Genomic DNA, 18,597 nt, shown 5'->3' with positions numbered 1-18,597 from the left:
GACCCACTCACGTACCGCGGTCTCGGTCAGGTCGAAGTCCCTCGCGACCTGCGCCACTGATCGGTCACCCCGCCGGCACACCTCGACGATCTCCGCCTTGAACTCCGGCGTGAACGCTCTGCGCGGCCGGCGTGGTTTCTTGCCCATGCCTTCCATGATGAACATCCTCCCGAGGGGCACACAGCCCCTCTGAGCTGGGATGTCCGTCAAACCGGGTCAGGGCCAGTGATGAGGCTCACTTTTTTTGGCAGTGTGGGGGTCAGGGGTTCGAGTCCCCTCGGCTCCACCCTTGTCTGGCAGTTCAGTGCGAAGGGTCCATCGACGGAAGTCGGTGGACCCTGATGCTGTGGTCACCTTCGTGCGCACAGAGATCCGTTGGTCTCGGTCCCGTGGCGCTCAGCTCCCTGCCGATCGGGTCGGTCGGCACGATCGCCGCCGTCCCAACCCCGCGCTCCGCACCAGGATCAGACAGTGGTTGAGCGCGTGTCATGGTCCGCGCTCCGCTCACTGCGCGGACAGGAAGCCGTCGTCGTCGACGAACGGCCGCTCCTTGGCCCGATGAGCCCGCTTACACCCGGCGAACGGTCCGTCCGGGCTCCCCAGCGCGTCCATGATCGGCCGGAGATGATCCCGGTGCCACTCCAACGGCCCCAGCATGGTCGCCCCGGGCCCGGTCTTGTCCTGCCAGGCGAGCCAGAGCGCGTGCAGATGCCCGATGGCCTCCGGATGCTCCCACCACCGCGGGCACCAGGGCGACGCCGAGGTCACCTCCCGGCCGTAGACGGGAAGCAGCAACTGCTCGACCCAGCGCGACAGCCGGCGAAGCTCCTCGACGTACTCCGGCCCGTTCAGGTACAGGATGAAGAACGGCTTCGGTTCTTCGTTCTCCGCGCCGGCCGACTCCTCGGCGCTCTGAGCCCCTTGTGTCATTGTTCTCGCTCCACAGGTTTGCGGCACCGGGACGGCGCGCGCCAGACCGGCAGGCGCCGTCCGGGTGCCGATCGTCAAACGTCGGGGGCCGGCCTCTCAGCGGACGGTCGGAGATTTGGCGCGGGGTGGCCGCGTGATCTCTGGCGCGGTTGCTTGGCTGTCGCCTCGGGGGATCCGCCCCCTCCTTTGCGACTCCAGGTTCGACTGAGACGCAAACCGGTTGGAGTCGGCCGCGTCGCCGCCGACCGCGCCGCGTCGTGCGTTTCTCTGCTCGAGATGGGTCTCGTGGAGTTGATCGGTGATTTGCGTGACAGCTTCGGCACCGGGCTGGACGAAACCCTTGACGCCGGCGGAGAGGACGCCGACCAGTGGTTGCTGGGAGTACATCGTGGTGTAGTCGAGAGCGACGCCTGCCCCCTGGGCGGAGTTCCTCAGCAGGTCCAGCTTGAACCTGCCCTGGGCCGTCGATTCCATGAAGGCGCCGATCACCGCGGCGCTCTGGTACGCCTGCGCAAAGTGGGCCGCATAGTGGACTGCCGTCGCGAGCCTGGGATTCTCTTGCGACTTCGCGGCATCCGCCATCGTGGTCGCGGTGGTGAAGCCGTCTATGAACGCCTTGGGAACCTTGGCCCAGTTATCCGCGAGAAAATCAGTGTACGAGCGGGGAAGCCTGGTGGCCTCTATGCCCTTCGCTGCCCACTCGTTCGTGTACATGATGATGGCCTGCATCGACTGCTGCACCGTGGTCTCGGGCGGAGGGTAGCCGTACTTCTCCCGAAGTGCTTCGATTTCCGTGGGCTGAGAAGTCGATTCCTGCCAGCCGAGGCCTTGGGATCCTCCGGTATGGCGACCATGAGGGGAGGAGTGGCTCGATCGGCTGTCCGACGGCCCGATGTCGCTGACCGGGGCACTGCGGGAGGGGGCGGATGCATTGAATGCGTCCCTGCGCCTCCTGTATTCTCTGTACTCCGGTGTCTTCTTGTGATCGTCGTACTTCTTCGCTGCCGCTTTTTTTGCTCGTCCGCTGGCGTTCTTGGCCGCCTCTCTCAGCCCTTCTACCTTATCCCTCTGCGCGGCGAGCCACTGGCGTTCCCGTTCTCGATCGTTCGGGGCGAGGTCTTCCCCATCGCTCGACGAAGAGAACGAATAGTAGGTCGTGTCCGGGGTGCCCGCACCATAGGTGCCTCCCTGTTGCGGGGCCTGGCTACTGCTGCTCGCGTACGGGGCTTGCGCATCCTGGTAGGGCTGAGAGTTACCGTACTGGTTTCCGTAGGAACTGCCGCTCGCGTACGGGGCCTGCGCGTCCTGGTAGGGCTGGGAGGCAGGGGTCTGGTCCGCGTAGACGACGTTCTGGTCCGGATAGACGACGTTCTGGTCCGGATAGGTGTCGTTTCTGGCCATTCTCGAGCTCTTCTCTCTGGGGCAATGGGATGCGGTGTCGATCCCGCACCTGGGGCCTGGTTCTGCCGGCTCCTTCCTGGAGTCGATTACCTGGGATGCCTGGGGTGCCGGCACTACGAACCACTCGAGATGCCGGTTCACCGGTCCGCCAAGATTTTTTAGCGAGGTTCCTCCCCGGCCTTGCCTCGATCTCCGGGAGGACCGGGCATCCGCAGGCCCTGACGGGCCGCCTTGTCCAGGGGTGGCCTGCACATCCACGTACGCCGGACTCTGCCCTGAAGCGCGGCCGACGCCCACCGGGGCCCGGCGACCCGGCGCGGCCGGTCCAAGACCGACCCGGTCGCGTGCAAGGCGGATCACTCCGTCACGAACAGTTCCGGGTGCGGCACCTCGTCACGTGCCCGAGCGGGGCGGCGACGACACCGGCCCAGCCCCAACGGACCGACCAACCCAGCCGCACAGTCAGTCCAGGACCTCCACGGTGTCGCCGACGCTGACGGTACGACCTTCGGGGGAAAGGTCATCCGGATCGGTCCACACCGTCAACTGGAGACCGAAGAGGAGCTTCTGCCCGATGTTCCGACGTGCGCCGAGCATCCGGAGCGGCTCCCGCCCTCGCTCCCCGGTCTCCTGGTCGATCGTCGCGACCACACAGCGGTCACACTCGCTGGCGCCGTGGAACATGGCCCCGCCGATCCTGATCCGTCGGCCGACCCACTCGCCCTCGGCCCATGGGCCAGCGCCGCTGATCACCAGATTGGGGCGGAACTGAATCATCGGCAGCGGCCCCTCAGGGCTGCCCGACTCCAGCAGCCAGCCGTTGAACGCGTCCAGCGACGCGGTGTTGGTCAGCAGCAGCGGAGTGCCGTCGGCGAAGCTCAACTCGGCGCTGGATCCGGCCGAAACCGGCCAGGGAACGAGGTTGCGGGTGGGGTCATCGAGCCAGACCAGCCGGGCGGTGCGCCCCAACAGCCGGCTCAGCCACCGGTCCGCCTCGGGGCCGGCGGCGCGTACCGGTGCGGGCGGTCGATCCCGGTACACCCGGACCTGGATCGCCTCACCACCGGTCGGTTCGGTCAGTTCGAGCGAGGGGAGCCCCGGCGCGTCCAGGGTCAACCCGCCCGGTCGGGTCACCGCCCGCATCCGCACCAGTTCCCGGTGCTGGTGCTGGGAGAGGCCGAGCCCGTTCTCGTCCACGATCAGCCAGCGTCGGTCGCCGTCCAGGCCCCACGGCTCGACCCGTGCCGTGTCGCGGTCCATCCGGTGGCACCCCTTCACCGGGTACGTGTGGATCGACGTCACTCGCATCTGGTCAGGATCACACGACGCGCCGTGATATGGATGCCCGTCATTCCCGAAGTGGCTGGCGCTTCTTCCGTAGGTTGGTCGGTCGGCACCGCTCAACCAGGAGGTGCCCGTGTGGCGATGCCTGGCCGAGCCGGAGCAGGTGGCGGCGGAGCTGGCCACCACCCCGCACCTGCCGGCGTCGGAGCAGAACGGCGGGTAGGCCCGCCCGGCAACCACCCTGAGGGCGGGTGGCGTGCAGCGACGCCCCCGGCGGCGCGTTGGCCGACGGCACCGGAAGGGTCCTCCGCGCGGAGGACCCTTCCCATCAGTGCCCGACCGTCACGTCCTGATCAGGGTCACCTGCACCGCCTCGCTCACGCTCTGACCGGTCGCGTTCTGGAACCCGACCGTGAACGCCACGTCGAGCCGACCCGTCTTGACCAGTGCCTGCCGGTACGCGGGGGCGACCGTCACGGTCACCGTGACGGTGTTCGCCCTGGCCACCTCCCGGGTGACCGCCACCACCTTTTCCCCGGTGAGGGTGAGGGTGCCGGCCGTGTTGACCGTCGCGGTGATCGTCGCCGTACCCGAGGTGGTGTTGGTCTCCACCGTGTCGATCCGTACGGTCGGCGGCGGCGTCGCGGGGTCGACCGTGCCGACGATCGGCTTGGAGAGCTTCGATTGTCCGGACGAGTCGACGACCATCGCCTGGAACTTGACCTGCCGGCCCGCGTCCTTCGCCGCCGGTGTCCAACTGAACAGGTAGGGGGCGGTGGTGGTCGTACCGACCAGGGTGCCGTTGACGAACAGGCTCGCCGACGCGATGGCGAAGTCGTCGGTGCCCCGGATCAGCGGGTGCACCGTCGATCCGACCTGGAACACCGCGTCGCGTCCCGGGTCGGCCACCTCGGCCGAGGGCGCGGAGTCGACGACCCGGCCCACCGCGGTCGGCACCGCCGGCGGCGGCTCCGGGCGACGCTTGGTGACGGTGACCGTGGCCGTGCCCGTGCTGTCGACGCCGGAGATCGCCTCGATCCCGGTGCCCGGGTCCGCCGGGCCGCCCGGTACCGGTTGCCCCTTGCCGAGGTAGCTGCCGGACAACGCGAAGGGGGCGCCCTCGCGTACCGCGCTGTTGTCGGCGTTGGCGTTGTAGGCGGCGAACCCGTTGCCGGTGAGGACGTTGCGGGTGGCGGTGAGCGCTCCGGCCGTTTCGGTGCCGGCGTCGGTCAGCAGGATGCCGTACGACCGCGACGGCGCGGGCTGGTAGTAGTTCCCGGTGATCCGGCTGGTGTTCACGAAGCCGGTCGTCCCGCTGGTGTACTGGATGCCGACCTGCGGGAACAGGCTGTTCGGCGTGCCGGTGACGACCGTGTCGGTCACGTAGCCGTGCTGCCGGATGCCGGTCCGGACGCCGGTGTCCGGGCTGCCGTCCTGGCCCCGCGCGCCGTCGAAGAGGATTCCACCCGACTGGTAGCCGGTGACCACGCTGCCGGTGACGGTCAGTTCGCTCTCGACCGTGCCGGTGCCGGCCCCCCGGATCACGCCGGTCTTCACGATGCCCCAGCCGTGCGGGTGCGCGGCCAGTTCCTGGTCGTTGGTCGCGACCCGCAGCGGGCCGACGACACTGTCCGCCACCCGGCCGGCCGCGCCGAAGAACGCGATGCCCGCCTCGGCCCAGACGTCGCCGGAGGTCACCGTCACGCCCGAGAGTTCGACGAACATCTCGTTGGTGTCGGTCGAGCCGAGCGACTGCCGGGAAACGGTGATCACGTTGCCGCCACCGTCACGCAGGTACGGCTGGTCGCCGGCCAGGTTCCCCAGCGACTGGTCCGGCTTGATGGTCACCTTGTCCGCGCCGGCACCCTTGATCTTCAGGGGCTTGGTGATCGTCAGGCCGTTGCGCGCGCCGCTCTGCACGGGGTTGGACGCGTGGTTCACCGGCGTCGACGACTCCTGGTAGACCCCCGCGCACACCACGACGGTGTCCCACGGCGAGGCGTGGTCGACGGCGGTCTGGATCGACGTGAACTGGGCGTTCGGGCACTGCTTCCGGTCGTCGTCGACCGTCCAGGTGGTGTTCCCCTGGGGGTTCGCGACCGGGTCGACGAGCGTGACGTTGCCCGGGGTGTTGTCGTACCCGGCGAGGTAGGTCGCCGGATCGGGGCCGCCGAGGGCGGACGGGCCGTAACCGGCGCCGTCGGCCCGGTTGCCGTCCGACAGGATCTGCGCTCCCGCCGCCGTCTCCTGGAAGCGCACGTCGGCCAGCTCGATCGAGCCGGACTTCGGCATGTCACCCACACCGAAGCGGAGTTCCAGCTTCGCCAGGGATCCGACGTCGACGCCCTGCGCCGCGAACTCGCCGAGCGGGACGCGGATCTGGTCGAGGACGACGTGGGTGTTCGCCGTGTTCGTGCCGGTCGACATGTGCAGGGCGTTGCCCCAGCGCGGATCACCGGCGTCGACGGTCCCCTCGTGGCCGGCGGTGTCGCGCAACGCGATCACGAAGCGCTGGGTCGTCGACGCCGGGTCGTACGACGTGGGTTTCTCGTTCGGCCACACCGGGCTCGCCGGGGTGCCGTTCACCGTAGTGTCCCGGGTGTTGTCGCCCCGGTTGTCGGCACCCGGGTTGCGGGTGTCGAAGAAGTTGACGGCGGCGCTCAGGGCCAACGCCTTGAGGTGCCGCACGTCGCTCGACGCGGCCGGGATCGCGGCGGTGAGCGACGCGGTCGAGCCCTGCTCCCAGGCGAGGGTGAGCTGGCGACCGTAGGAGTGGTTGATCGGGCTGTTCTCGCGGGTGCCGTTCTGCCCACCGAGCGCGCCCGCCGCCGGCAGCGGGCAGGGCTTGGCGGCGGTCGGCAGCCCGGTCTTGCCGAGCTGCGCCGGGGCGAAGTCCTGCGGCTCCGGGTTGCACCAGTCGTAGCCGCCAGTGGTCGTCGCCGGCTTCGGCGTGACCCCGGCGGCCTGCGCGTACGGGTCGGCGAACCCGCTGCCACTCAGCGAGCCGCCGAGGGCGTTGCTGGTGAGCGGGTTGGCCACCTCGGGACGGATCACGTCCACCCGCTCCTGCGGCGCGGCGAAGTAGCTCGTGTTGACCCGCTCGTTGCAGGCGATGGCGGTGCCGGACGGACTCGTCGGGCAGGCCGACGCCGGGACCTGTAGCCCGCCGGGGGTGTTCGCCAGCTCGCCGGTCAGGTAGGGCTGGAACGCGCCCTCGCCACCGACGTAGCGGCGGAGGAAGGCGGCCATCGTGGCCAGCCCGAGCTTCTCCTGGTCACCCATCCGGGCCGGGTCGCCGGAGAACTTGGTGTTCACGGCCGGGTTCAGCGGGTCGGAGTTGTCGATCGCGTAGTTCAGGTTCGGGTCGGTGTAGCTGGCGGCACCGCTGAGCCGCAGGTTGTGCGGGTGGATGTTGTTGGTCGCGAACGGTGCCGAGTTGCCGCACGCCGCGTCGTTGTTGGCCTGGCCATCCGCGCCGCCGTCGGCGTACCAGACGGTGTTGTACCAGTTGTGGATCGCGCCGAGGTGCTCGACCTGGATGCGGGGGAAGGGGTCGGCCGGGTTGACGTACTGGCTGCGCTCGTACAGCCGCGCGCCCTGGAGGTTGGAGACGTCGCCGTCGCACATCGGCAGGATCGACAGGTACGGCATGCCGTACGGGGCCTTGCGCTCGTAGTCCACCGGGGCGAGGGAGATGACCCCGCGCAGCGGATAGCGCGGGCCGTCGGTGCGGATGCGGTTGTAGTCGATGAAGCTCGACACCGCGTCACCGCCGCGCGAGTGTCCCATCAGGCCGATGCGGGTCAGGTCGAGGCGGCCGGAGAGCGTGGCGCCGACGGTCGTGTGCGAGTCGACCGGCAGACCTCCGGGGTGGTTCGCCGCGCTGATCGCGTCCAGGGCCGCGGCGATGAGCAGGCGTCGGCTGTGCATGCCCTTGCCCTTGCTGCTGTCCTGCCGCATCATCAGCTGGTCCTGCGACACGGAGAACGTGGTGTAACCCCAGGTGGCGAGGTTTTCCGCCAGGTAGGCGTAGCCGTTCTCGTTGTGCTTGAACTGGGCGCAGGTGAGCTGGGCGCTGTCCTGGCCGGAGTCGCACGAGCCGTGGTTGCCGTGCACCAGCACGATCACCGGCGACGGCGTGGTACGCCGGGTCCAGTCCGGCGTGTAGAGCTGACCGCGGATCTCGATCTGCTCCGGGGCCTGTGCGGTGCCCGCTGTCGGGTCGGCACCGGAGGAGTTCGGCTCCTGGATGGTGGCGAGGCCGAACTTGGCCTCCTGGACGGCCTGGTGGCCGAAGGGTCCACGGGCCGTCGGGTCGGGCAGGTCCGCCGAGGTCGCCGCAGGTGGCGCGACTGCGGTGGGGGTCGCCGCACTGGCCGGTGCCGCCAGTGCCACCGGGGCCGTCACCGCGACGACCACCGAGAGGAGTATCCGGGTGCTCCTCGATGTTCGTACCTTCAAAGGAATCTCCTCGCCAGCGAGTTGAGCGTTCAACGGTCGGGAACGTTAACCAGCTCTCGTTTCTCCGACGTTTCCTGCGATCACCGTTTCGCTGGCCCGGTCGAACCCTTCCCTACCAGGGGATATGCGCCTTCGACGGGAACGCGGCAGCAACTCTGACGATTGGGACTCCAGCCCTCTTCCTGACTCATTTCCGGGTCACCGAACGACATGGAAATTGTGAATGGTCGATGCGGGGGCAGCCACCCCGATTGCGCCGCACCGGTTCGGCCGGCCCGGTGTGGGCGGCGTCCACCGTCCACACCGGGCACCCGCTCACCGCAGATGGAACCGTTCGTCGACGGCGAGGGCCGCCAACTGTCGTACCGGGAACGGCAGCGCGGTCAGCTCCGGCCGGCCGTCGCCGAACTTCCCCGACTGCGCGACGAAGACCACCACCCCGTCCGGGTGCCGGTACGCCGCCCACTGGTCGAACCGGTCGTCGTCGCCCGCCCGGACCACCACGCCGACCGGGGTCGTGCCGACGGTCACCACCTCACAGGTGCCCCCCATGCCCCAGAACTGTCGGGCCAACGCGCAGGGATCGGCCGGCAGCAGGCTGCCGGCGCTGTGCACCTCGACGGCCAACCGCCCCATCCGCTGCCCCTGGGCCAGGGTGGCCGAGGACTGGTAACTCCACACGTCGACGCCGTCGACCTTGTCCTCGAACTGCGCCTGGTGGCTGCGCAGCGGCGGTTGACCGGCGGGTGGGTTCGCCGGATCCTCCGGCGCGGTGTACCCGGCCGGGACGACCGTGAGGAGTTCGTCGAGCAGTTGGACCCCCTGGTCGTACCGGGTGCCCGCCTGTGCGGTCCGGCCGGTCGGCCACGGCCTTGCGGTGTCGCTCGCCGACGGGGGCGGGACGGGGCGGGGGCCCGGTCCCGCGGGACCGAACCCGCCGGGAGGGGGAGCGCCGAGGGCGGTTCCAGACCAGGTAGAGCTTCGTGAACGCGGTCTGCACCAGATCCTCCGCCCGGTGCCAGTCGCCGCAGAGCAGGTACGCGGTGCCGCGCATCGCCTCCGACCTCGCCACGAAGTACGCCGCGAACGCCGTATCACGATCACCCATTCAGGCCTCCGATCCCCGATTCCAGATAGTCACGCGGCATCCGGCTCTGCGGGTTGCTCGTCCGGCCGAAATCGTCGCCGGTGCCCGGCCCGGTACGGGACCGGGCCGGGCAGCGGATCGGGGTCAGCGGGGGGTGCGGCGGGTCTTCGGCAGGTCGTACTGGTCGGCGGCCTTGCAGTCCTTCTGGCCACCGATCGCGCTGGGGCCCAGCCGATCGAGTTCCGCGCGGGCCCGGCGCCGGCCCAGGTTCCAGGCGTACCACGGGTCCGGCTCGGCCAGGTCGTCGTCGATCCAGCTCAGCGTGCAGCGGCGGACCCGGTCCGGCAGCTTGGCCAGGGCGGGGGTGGCGTCGGCGGAGAGCGCCCGCAGGTACCAGGCGTCGATCTTGCCGGTCTGCTCGTACCGGGCGACGTTGCGGCGGGCCGCGTAGTCCTCCGGGTTGAGCACGGCCAGGCTGAGCAGCATCACCACGGCCAGGCCGACGGTGGCCCCGGGAATCCAGCGTCCCCGCCACCGTACGCCCGCCACCAGGATCATCAGGAAGACCGCGCCGAGCAGCAGCTCGAAGGCCATCACGAAGATCCGCTCACCGGTGAAGCTGTAGACCTTCTGGTACGTGTACATCCGGGACAGCGCCGACACCACGATCACCACGCTGAGCGCGCTGAGCAGCCCGAGCAGCACCCTCAGCAGGACCCGTTGGAACCGGGTCTCCCGCCGCGCCCACCTGCTGACCCCGCCCAGCACCGCCACGGTCAGCAGGGTCACCACGGTCAGCTGCCAGAACCCGCTGCGGGCGTACTCGGAGTAGCTCAGGCCGGCGGTGCGCAGGACGTGCCGTTCGCCGCCGAAGAGCACGGTGAACTGCACCGCGACGAAGCCGACGAAGAGCAGCGTCAGGGCGGCGATGGCCGGGCCCCACTCCAGCGTCCCCAGCCGGCGTCGGCCCTCCCGGTCGACCGTCGACAGGTCCGGTGGAGCGGCCAGGGTGTACGTGGCGGCGACCGCGATCAGTCCGCCCACGACGGCCAGGAAGATCCAGCGGAACACCGTGCCGACGTTGACCTCGGGCACGATCGCGCCGAGCATGTGGTTGAAGGCGGCGTCGGCGGAGGAGAGGAGCAGTCCGAAGACGAGCAGCACCACGACGGTGGCGACGACCGATCCGACGACCCGACGCACCACCTGGCCGCTACCGGTGGCGGTGACGTGCCGGCGTACCCAGGGCAGCCCGCGCCACGCCGCGAACGGGGCCGCGACCAGGCTGAACAGGATCGAGCGGACCTGTCGTCCGCCCACGATGGCCAACGTCGCGCAGCCCAGCGCGCCGAGGACGCAGAAGGTCACCAGCCACCAGGCGTTGCGGAAGGCGAGTACGGCCAGCAACGCCAGCGCGGCCACCGCCCAGCCGCCCCGGATCAGGCGGTCGGTGCGGGGCAGCGCGTCGGTGCTCCGCCGGACGGCGGCGGCCACCCCGGCGGTGAGGATCAGCCAACCGAGGAACCAGCCGATGCCGGTGCGGCCCAGCGGGACGAAGAACGCCACGCCCAGCGCACCGGCCAGGACCGCCGCCGGCACCGCCCAGCCGGTGGCGGGCCGGGGGCCGGGCCACCGGGTGCTGAGGAACGACGGCGGGGGCGGGCCCGGGGTCCAGGTCGCCGGTGGGCCACCCCAGTGCGGGGCCGGCCGTCCCCCGATCATGGACGGCACCGGGGGTACGCCGGGACCGGGCGTCGGGGGCCAGCCGGCCTGCGGGCCGGGCGCTGCCGGGGTCGGATCACCTTCGGCTGCGGTTGCCCCGGCGGCTGTGGTTGCCCCGGTGCGCGGTGCCGGGACAACCGCCGACCGGCCGGGGCCGGCCGCGATCGCCCCGCCGGCCTTCGCCTGCTGCGCAACGGCACCCTGCCCGGCCCGTCCGGAGGCGTCGCCGGTGGGGCCGGCCGGGGTGACCGGGTCACCGTCACCTCGGGCGGTCGGCGCGGCGGCGGGAGGGACCGTCCCCGCCTGGTCCGTGCCGGCCTGGACCGTGCGTGCCGGCTCGGCGTCCGCCTGGACGGTGGCGGGGGCGGTGGTGCCCGTCGGGGCGTCGGTGACTGCCGGCGCCAGGGGCAGGAAGACGGCGTACCCGAGGGTGCCGTCCGGGACCTGGACCGGAATGGCCCACCCGGGCTCACCCGCGCGACCGGGCCACCTGATGGCCGGCGGTGCCCCTTCCACGGCGGGCATCGCCAGCAGGTATGGCGTTCCGCCGTCGGGCGGCGGTGGGCTGCCCCCGAGGGAGCCTGACGTCGGTTCCGGCTCGGACACGGAGGCTCCTTGATACGGGAAGTGCGGTCACTGTGGAGCGAACCCGCCCTCGACAGGGTCGTGCGGTCACTGTAGAGCGAACCCGTACCCGGCCGCCGCCCCGCCGGGCGGGCGGGCGGGCGTGAACCTTTGCCCACCCGCATCCGTACCAGTGGCGGGAGGTCGACCAGATGACCGTACGCCGAACGTTCGCCGCCCTCGCGGTCGTGGCGGTGACCGTGCTGCTCGATGCGGCTCCCGCCGCCGCGCACGGCGCACCGACCAGCCCGTTGAGCCGTTCGGCGGCGTGTGGCCCGGAGGGGCCGCACGTCTCGACGCCGGCCTGCCGGGCGGCCGTGTCGGCGGGCGCGGCGCTGCGGGAGTGGGACAACATCCGGGTCTACGGCGTCGCCGGCCGGGATCGGCAGCGCATCCCGGACGGCGAGCTGTGCAGCGGCGGGCTCTCCGCCTACCGGGGGTTGGACCTGGCGCGCACGGACTGGCCCGCGACGGAGTTGACCGCCGGGGCGAGGTACACCTTCCGCTACCGGGGCACCATCCCGCACAAGGGCACCTTCCGGCTCTACACCACCCGCCCCGGCTACGACCCGCAGACCCGGCTGCGCTGGGCCGACCTCGACTCGATCCCGTTCCTGTCGGTGACCGACCCACCGTTGCGCGACGGGTCGTACCAGATCCCGGGGCGGTTGCCCGCGGGGTTGACCGGCCGGCACCTGATCTACACGGTGTGGCAGAACTCCGACACCCCGGACACCTACTACTCCTGCTCGGATGTGGTGTTCCGGCCGTCGGGCAGCGGGTTGGCGGCCACCCCGGTCGACACCACCCCGACCGGTGCCACGTCGATCGGCACCGGCCCGGCCACCGAGGCCACCCCGGACGCCGGCGGGTCCGCCGCGGCGATCGAGGATGCCGGTGTGCCGGTGGCGTCGGTGACCCAGGTCGGGGGCGGCAACCTGCGGCTGGTGGTGGGTGCGGCGGTGGTGCTGACCGTACTGCTGGTGGCGCTGGTGGCGACCCGGCTGCGCCGTCCGGCCCCCGTTCCGCCCGGCCGTCCCTGCGGCGTACGCAACCACCGTGCCGGCCGCCGCCGCATCTGGTAGACGTCCCGCCCGGCGGCGCGGGTCGACGCCTTCGCCCAGGTAGCGGTATCCCTGGGCAGGGATACCGCTACCTGACCCCCGACGGCACCCTCCTCAGCCGAGGAGGTGGTCGAGTTCGGTGAGCTCGTCGGGGGTGAAGTCGAGGCGGCGGACGGCGGCGACGTTGCCCTCCAACTGGGCCACGCTGCTCGCCCCGATGATCAGACTGGTCATCCGCGGGTCACGCAGCGCCCAGGCCAGGGCCAGCTGGGCGAGCGTCTGCTCCCGCCGCTCGGCGATCGCGGCGAGGCTCCGGATGGTGGCCAGCTTCTCGTCGGTCACGTCGCTCTCGTTGAGGAAGACACTGGTGCGTACCCGGGAGTCCTCGGGAATGCCGCCGAGGTAGCGGTCGGTCAGCAACCCCTGGGCCAGCGGACTGTAGGCGATGCAGCCCGCCCCGACCTCGGCCAGCGTGTCGAGCAGCCCGTCGGCCTCGGTCCAGCGGTTGAACATCGAGTACGACGGCTGGTTGATCAGCAGCGGCGTACCCAGGTCACGCAGGATCGCGGCGGCGCGGGCGGTCTGCTCCGAGTCGTAGTTGGAGACGCCGACGTAGAGCGCCCTGCCGGAGCGGACGATCGCGTCCAGCGCACCCATCGTCTCCTCGAGCGGGGTGTCCGGGTCGAAGCGGTGCGCGTAGAAGACGTCGACGTAGTCCAGACCCATCCGCCGCAACGACTGGTCCAGCGACGAGATCAGGTACTTGCGCGAGCCCCACTCGCCGTACGGGCCGGGCCACATCAGGTAGCCCGCCTTGCTGGACACCACCAGCTCGTCCCGGTACGGCTTCAGGTCGGTGGCGAGCAGCCGGCCGAACGCCACCTCGGCCGCGCCGGGCGGTGGACCGTAGTTGTTGGCCAGGTCGAAGTGGGTGATGCCGAGGTCGAACGCGCGGCGGACGATGTCCCGCTGCCGCTCGAACGGGCGGTCCGGACCGAAGTTGTGCCACAGCCCGAGGGAGATGGCGGGCAGCCGCAGGCCACTGCGCCCACTGCGGCGGTAGGTCATCTGGTCGTAGCGGTCGTCCGCGGCGAGGTAGGTCATGATCTCGACCCTAGTGCGGTCGGGACGCCGCCGGCCGGGTGCCGGACAGCCCCGGTCGGGTCGGCCCGGGGCCAGCCTCGATGCTGCTGTCGAGTTGTCCGGTCGGGTGATCCGCGCGGTTGGACGGCCCGGCAAGACGGACATGCCGGCCGGTCGGCCGGGGTACCTTCGGGCATGCGCTACCCGCCGCCCGACATGGGGGAAGTGAGCCGATCATGGACGACATCACCGCGCTGATCCTGGACGACCACGCCGCCTTCCGGCGCGGCTTCGCCCGCCTGGACGACGCCCGCGACGACGCCGAACTGCTCGCGGTCTGGGAGGCGCTCGCCCTGCACCTGGACGTCCACGCCGAGGCGGAGGAGTCGATCCTCTACCCGCACCTGGTCAGGCACGGCGACGACGGCGAGGACGAGACCGCCGACGCGATCGGCGACCACAACAAGATCCGCGACGCGATCGCCGAGTCGAAGCGGCATCCGGTCGGCTCCGACGAGTGGTGGGCGGCGGTGTGGCAGGCCCGGCGGGAGAACAGCGAACACCTCGCCGAGGAGGAGGACGAGGCGCTGCCGGACTTCCGCCGTCATGCCTCCGTCGAGCTGCGGGCCGAGCTGGGTGCCCGCTGGCTGACCTTCTACGGCGAGCACAGGTCCGGCCGCAACCTGCGCTTCGCCGACAAGGACCCGCAGCGGTACGTCGCCGACCACCGCTGACGGCGGACGTCGTCGTTTCGGCGACGACAACCGCGCCCGACCCCGACCACCGGGGGTGGTCAGGGGCGATCTCGGTGACGGCGGCGGCGGGAGCGCGACCGCGCTAGCGTGGGTCGGGTGACTGCGCCCAACCAGGCTCTCCCGGTCCCGCCCGCCGACCTGCCGGACACCCTCGGCACGTTGCGCGCCGCCGGACACCGCTACCAGACCGTCAAGCAGGAACTCCGCGCCAACCTCCTCGCCCGGATGCGCTCCGGCGAGGACCGATTCCCCGGCATCGTCGGCTACGACGACAGCGTGCTGCCCGAGGTCGAGCGGGCCCTGCTCGCCGGCCACGACATGGTGCTGCTCGGTGAGCGCGGCCAGGGCAAGACCCGGCTGATCCGTTCGCTGGTGGCGCTGCTCGACGAGTGGACCCCGGTGCTCCCCGGCTCGGTGCTCAACGAGCACCCGCTGCACCCGCTCACCCCGGCCTCCCGCGCCCTGGTCGCCGAGGCCGGCGACGACCTGCCGATCGGTTGGCTGCACCGCTCGATGCGGTACGGCGAGAAGCTCGCCACCCCGGACACCAGCGTCGGCGACCTGATCGGTGACGTCGACCCGATCCGGATCGCCCAGGGGCGTACCCTCGGCGACCCGGAGACCATCCACTTCGGGCTGGTGCCGCGCACCAACCGGGGCATCTTCGCCGTCAACGAGCTGCCCGACCTGGCCGAGCGGATCCAGGTGGCGCTGCTCAACGTGCTGGAGGAGCGGGACATCCAGGTCCGTGGCTACCAGCTGCGCCTGCCGCTGGACCTGTTCCTGGTGGCCAGCGCCAACCCGGAGGACTACACCAACCGGGGCCGGATCATCACCCCGCTCAAGGACCGGTTCGGCGCGGAGGTCCGTACCCACTACCCGGTCGACCTGGAGTTGGAGCTGGCGTTGATCCGGCAGGAGGCCGACCTGGTCGCCGAGGTGCCGGAACACGTGCTGGAGGTGCTGGCCCGGTTCGCCCGCGCGGTGCGCGAGTCGCCGTCGGTGGACCCGCGCTCCGGCGTCTCCGCCCGGTTCGCCATCGCCGCCGCCGAGACGGTCGCCGCCGGCGCGCTGCGCCGCGCCGGCCTGCTCGCCGGCCCCGCCGGTCCGCCGGCCGCCGGTCGGGCCGACCCGCCGGTCGCCGGCTCCCCACCGGCCGCCGGCGACGGCACGGTACGTCCCGAAGCGCCGGTCGCCCGGGTCGGTGACGCGGTGTCGGTGACGTCGACGTTGCGGGGCAAGGTCGAGTTCGAGAGCGGCGAGGAGGGGCGGGAGGTCGAGATCCTGGGCCACCTGCTGCGCACCGCCACCGCCGAGACGTTCCGGGCCCGGCTCGCCGGGCTGGACCTCTCCGGGTTCACCGCGCTGGTCGCCGAGGGGGCGGTGATCGAGACCGGCGAACTGGTCTCCTCGGCGGAGCTGCTGCGCCAGGTCGGCACCGTACCGGGGTTGGCCAAGGCGCTCGACCGGTTGGGGCTGGGCGACGCGCCCACCCCGGAACAGGCGGCGGCGGGCGTCGAGTTCGTGCTGGAGGGGCTGCACCTGACCCGCCGGCTCGGCAAGGACGTCACCGAGTCCGGTCGTACCGTCTACGGCGGCCGGGACTGAGCATGGCCGGCAACCGGTTCCGGTACGGCCAGTGGCAGGGCGGCCCCGACCCGCTCGCCCCGCCGTACGACGTACGCGCCGCGGTGGACGCGGTCGGCGCGGAGGTGCTGGCCGGCGGCAGCCTCCGGGAGGCGCTGCGCGACCTGCTGCGCCGGGGCCCGCAGGGCCGGGGCGGCCTGGACGACCTGGCCGCTCGGGCCCGCCGGCTGCGTCGGGAGGCGCTGCGCCGGGGCGATCTGGACGGTGCGGTGACCCGGTCCCGGGCGCTGCTCGACCAGGCCCTCGCGGCGGAGCGGGACGCGCTGCGCGGGCGGGCCGACGACGACGCCCGGTTCGCCGAGACGGTGCTGGACAACCTGCCCCGCTCCACCGCCCGCGCGGTGCAGGAGCTGGCCGAGTACCGGTGGACCAGCGACGAGGCCCGGCAGACGTACCAGCGGATTCTGGACGGGCTGCGCGGTGAGGTGCTGGAGCAGCGGTTCGCCGGGCTGCGGGACGCCGCACAGGCCGCCGGTGACCCGGCCGTGCAGGCGCAGCTCGCCGAGATGATGCGCGACCTCAACGACCTGCTGGCCCGGCACGCCCGCGCGGAGGACACCACCGACGCGTTCGCCGAGTTCATGCGCCGGCACGGCGAGTTCTTCCCGGAGCAGCCGAAGGACGTCGACGAGCTGGTCGACGTGCTGGCCCGCCGGTCGGCCGCCGGTGAGCGGCTGATGCGGTCGCTGTCGGACCGGCAGCGCGAGGAACTGGCCGGGCTGATGCGGCAGTCGCTCGGCGACCGGCTCGCCGGTGAGCTGTCCGCGCTCGACGCCCACCTGCGGGCGCTGCGCCCCGACCTGAACTGGCAGCGGGGCGAGCGGGTCCGGGGCGACCGGCCGCTCGGCTATGGCGCGGCGACCGGGGCGCTGGACGAGATCGCCGAGCTGGACGAGTTGCTGGACTCCCTCGACCAGGAACATCCGGGGGCCACCCTGGACGACGTGGACGTCGACGCGGTCGCCCGGACGCTGGGCCGGGACGCCGCCGCCGACGTACGCCGGCTGCGGGAGCTGGAGCGGGAGCTGCGCCGGCAGGGCTGGGTGAGCCGGGACGCGGACGGGTTGACGCTCAGCCCGAAGGCGCTGCGTCGGCTGGCCGGCACCGCGCTGCGCCGGGTCTTCGCCGACCTGACCGCCGGCCCGCGCGGCCAGCACGACCTGCGCGCGGCCGGGGCGGCCGGCGAGGTCAGCGGGGCCTCCCGGCAGTGGGAGCACGGCGACGAACAGCCGCTGGACGTGGTGCGCACGCTCACCCGGGCGGTCCGCCGGGCCGGCCCTGCCGTGCCACTGCAGCTCGCCGTCGAGGACTTCGAGGTGGTGGAGACGGAGCGGCGGGCGTCGGCGGCGGTGGCGCTCTGCGTGGACCTGTCGTACTCGATGGTCTCGCAGGGTCGGTGGGGGCCGATGAAGCAGACGGCAATGGCCCTGTCACACCTGATGGCGACCCGGTTCCCGCAGGACGCGTTGCAGATCATCGGCTTCGGCCTGGAGGCGACGCCGTTGACCCAGCAGGAGTTGGCGGCGGTGGAGCCGGACCTGCGGCAGGGCACCAACCTCCAGCACGCGCTGCGGCTGGCCGGCCGGCACCTGCGCCGCCATCCCGGGGCCGAGCCGGTGGTGCTGGTGGTCACCGACGGTGAGCCGACCGCCCACCTCGACCCGGACGACGGCGAGGCGTACTTCCAGTGGCCGCCGCTGCCCGAGACGGTCCAGGCCACCATCCACGAGGTGGACCGGCTGACCCGGGCCGGTGCCACCCTCAACCTCTTCCTGCTGGGTGAGGACCCGGGCCTGCGCCGCTTCATGGACGCCGTGGCCCGCCGCTCCCGGGGCCGCCTCTTCACCCCCGACCTGACCGACCTGGGCGAGTACGTGGTCTCCGACTACCTCCGCTCGCGACGCGCCCCCACTCGCTGATCCCCGCCCCGCCGACCGGGGAGTCGTGCCGCCCGTCCGGGTGATCCGGGCCGCACAACTCCCCGCTCGACGGGGTGGTGCGGGGTTGACTGGGGGTGTGGAGAGCGGGGGGCTGCGAGGGGCGTACCGGAGCGTGCTCGCCGAGGTGGAGGCGGGCGGGTTCGCGGTGGCCGGGCCGGGGCGGTGGAGTGCGGAGCGGATCGTCGCGCACCTGGTCGCCAACGACGAGTTGATGAGCGAGGCGACCGAGGCGGTGCTGGCCGGGGCGCCGTTCGCCTACTACGACCTGGCCGGCGTGCACCGGCCGGAACTGGACGCCCTGGTCGCCGAGTGCGGCGGGCTGCCCGGCCTGGCCACCCGGCTGCGGGCCACCAGTCAGCGGCTCTGCGCGCTGGTGGACCGGCTCGGCCCGACCGCCGACACCCCGGTCGAGACGCACCTGCGGGAGGGCTTCGACCTGGTCGTCGACGAACCGCTGCCCTGGTCCCGCACGCTCGACCTGCACGCCCGGGTGCACCTGCCCCGGCACCTCGCGCAGCTACGGATGCTCCGCGGCCACCCGCAGCCCGCCTGACTCCATTCGTCGCGATCCGGGTGCCGGGGCGCGGCGGTAGGCCGGG

The 18,597-nt window shown here is 71.9% G+C and carries 13 protein-coding genes; 5 read left to right on the top strand and 8 right to left on the bottom strand.

What is annotated here, in order from left to right; all coding sequences use genetic code 11:
• From ACIG87_RS27320 to ACIG87_RS27290, 7 genes are all read right to left on the bottom strand, one after another.
• Nucleotides 1-147: transposase (locus ACIG87_RS27320; RefSeq protein ID WP_396854337.1), on the bottom strand; the 147-nt coding region annotated here is incomplete at its 3' end.
• A gap of 357 nt (nt 148-504) precedes the next feature.
• Nucleotides 505-930, bottom strand: a complete 426-nt coding sequence (locus ACIG87_RS27315; protein WP_396854322.1) for a DUF4913 domain-containing protein — start codon at nt 928-930, stop codon at nt 505-507.
• 96 nt (nt 931-1,026) lie between these two features.
• Nucleotides 1,027-2,331, bottom strand: a complete 1,305-nt coding sequence (locus ACIG87_RS27310) for a hypothetical protein (RefSeq protein ID WP_396854321.1) — start codon at nt 2,329-2,331, stop codon at nt 1,027-1,029.
• A gap of 462 nt (nt 2,332-2,793) precedes the next feature.
• A complete protein-coding gene (locus tag ACIG87_RS27305; protein WP_396854320.1) occupies nt 2,794-3,639 on the bottom strand; it encodes an MOSC domain-containing protein in 846 nt (281 codons plus the stop codon).
• Nucleotides 3,640-3,957: 318 nt separating this feature from the next.
• Nucleotides 3,958-8,076: an alpha/beta hydrolase gene (locus tag ACIG87_RS27300; protein ID WP_396854318.1), complete on the bottom strand. Its 4,119-nt coding sequence runs from the start codon at nt 8,074-8,076 to the stop codon at nt 3,958-3,960.
• A 315-nt stretch (nt 8,077-8,391) separates the two neighbouring features.
• Nucleotides 8,392-8,757, bottom strand: coding sequence for a hypothetical protein (locus ACIG87_RS27295; protein ID WP_396854316.1), 366 nt, complete (start codon nt 8,755-8,757; stop codon nt 8,392-8,394).
• A gap of 550 nt (nt 8,758-9,307) precedes the next feature.
• Entirely contained in the window at nt 9,308-11,491 is a 2,184-nt protein-coding gene (locus ACIG87_RS27290; RefSeq protein WP_396854314.1) for a DUF4153 domain-containing protein, read from the bottom strand.
• Nucleotides 11,492-11,661: 170 nt separating this feature from the next.
• Between ACIG87_RS27290 and ACIG87_RS27285 the strand changes: the two genes are divergently transcribed.
• The gene (locus tag ACIG87_RS27285) at nt 11,662-12,594 is read left to right on the top strand and encodes a lytic polysaccharide monooxygenase (protein WP_396854313.1); all 933 of its coding nucleotides are present in this window, start codon (nt 11,662-11,664) and stop codon (nt 12,592-12,594) included.
• Nucleotides 12,595-12,687: 93 nt separating this feature from the next.
• On the opposite strand, the gene mgrA is transcribed toward ACIG87_RS27285, so the two are convergent.
• Nucleotides 12,688-13,677, bottom strand: coding sequence for an L-glyceraldehyde 3-phosphate reductase (gene mgrA, locus ACIG87_RS27280; protein WP_396854312.1), 990 nt, complete (start codon nt 13,675-13,677; stop codon nt 12,688-12,690).
• 215 nt (nt 13,678-13,892) lie between these two features.
• On the opposite strand from mgrA, the gene ACIG87_RS27275 reads away from it, so the two are divergent.
• From ACIG87_RS27275 to ACIG87_RS27260, 4 genes are all read left to right on the top strand, one after another.
• Nucleotides 13,893-14,390 (top strand): hemerythrin domain-containing protein, encoded by a 498-nt coding sequence (locus tag ACIG87_RS27275; RefSeq protein WP_396854310.1) that lies wholly within the window; start codon nt 13,893-13,895, stop codon nt 14,388-14,390.
• Between the two features lie 108 nt (nt 14,391-14,498).
• Entirely contained in the window at nt 14,499-16,019 is a 1,521-nt protein-coding gene (locus ACIG87_RS27270; protein WP_396854309.1) for a magnesium chelatase, read from the top strand.
• 2 nt (nt 16,020-16,021) lie between these two features.
• Nucleotides 16,022-17,977, top strand: coding sequence for a VWA domain-containing protein (locus ACIG87_RS27265; protein ID WP_396854307.1), 1,956 nt, complete (start codon nt 16,022-16,024; stop codon nt 17,975-17,977).
• 97 nt (nt 17,978-18,074) lie between these two features.
• A complete protein-coding gene (locus ACIG87_RS27260; protein WP_396854336.1) occupies nt 18,075-18,551 on the top strand; it encodes a hypothetical protein in 477 nt (158 codons plus the stop codon).
• Nucleotides 18,552-18,597 lie beyond the last annotated feature (46 nt).

The sequence above is a fragment of the Micromonospora sp. NPDC051925 genome, from assembly GCF_044548625.1.
Lineage (GTDB): Bacteria > Actinomycetota > Actinomycetes > Mycobacteriales > Micromonosporaceae > Micromonospora.
Note: the sequence above shows the minus strand (reverse complement) of the source record. Positions and strands in the feature narration are given on the sequence as shown.

Excerpts from the sequence above, each read along its gene's own strand:
- ACIG87_RS27315 (WP_396854322.1), bottom strand. The coding sequence starts at position 930 with ATGACACAAGGGGCTCAGAGCGCCGAGGAGTCGGCCGGCGCGGAGAAC.
- ACIG87_RS27310 (WP_396854321.1), bottom strand. The coding sequence starts at position 2,331 with ATGGCCAGAAACGACACCTATCCGGACCAGAACGTCGTCTATCCGGAC.
- ACIG87_RS27305 (WP_396854320.1), bottom strand. The coding sequence starts at position 3,639 with ATGCGAGTGACGTCGATCCACACGTACCCGGTGAAGGGGTGCCACCGG.
- ACIG87_RS27285 (WP_396854313.1), top strand. The coding sequence starts at position 11,662 with ATGACCGTACGCCGAACGTTCGCCGCCCTCGCGGTCGTGGCGGTGACC.
- mgrA (WP_396854312.1), bottom strand. The coding sequence starts at position 13,677 with ATGACCTACCTCGCCGCGGACGACCGCTACGACCAGATGACCTACCGC.
- ACIG87_RS27275 (WP_396854310.1), top strand. The coding sequence starts at position 13,893 with ATGGACGACATCACCGCGCTGATCCTGGACGACCACGCCGCCTTCCGG.
- ACIG87_RS27265 (WP_396854307.1), top strand. The coding sequence starts at position 16,022 with ATGGCCGGCAACCGGTTCCGGTACGGCCAGTGGCAGGGCGGCCCCGAC.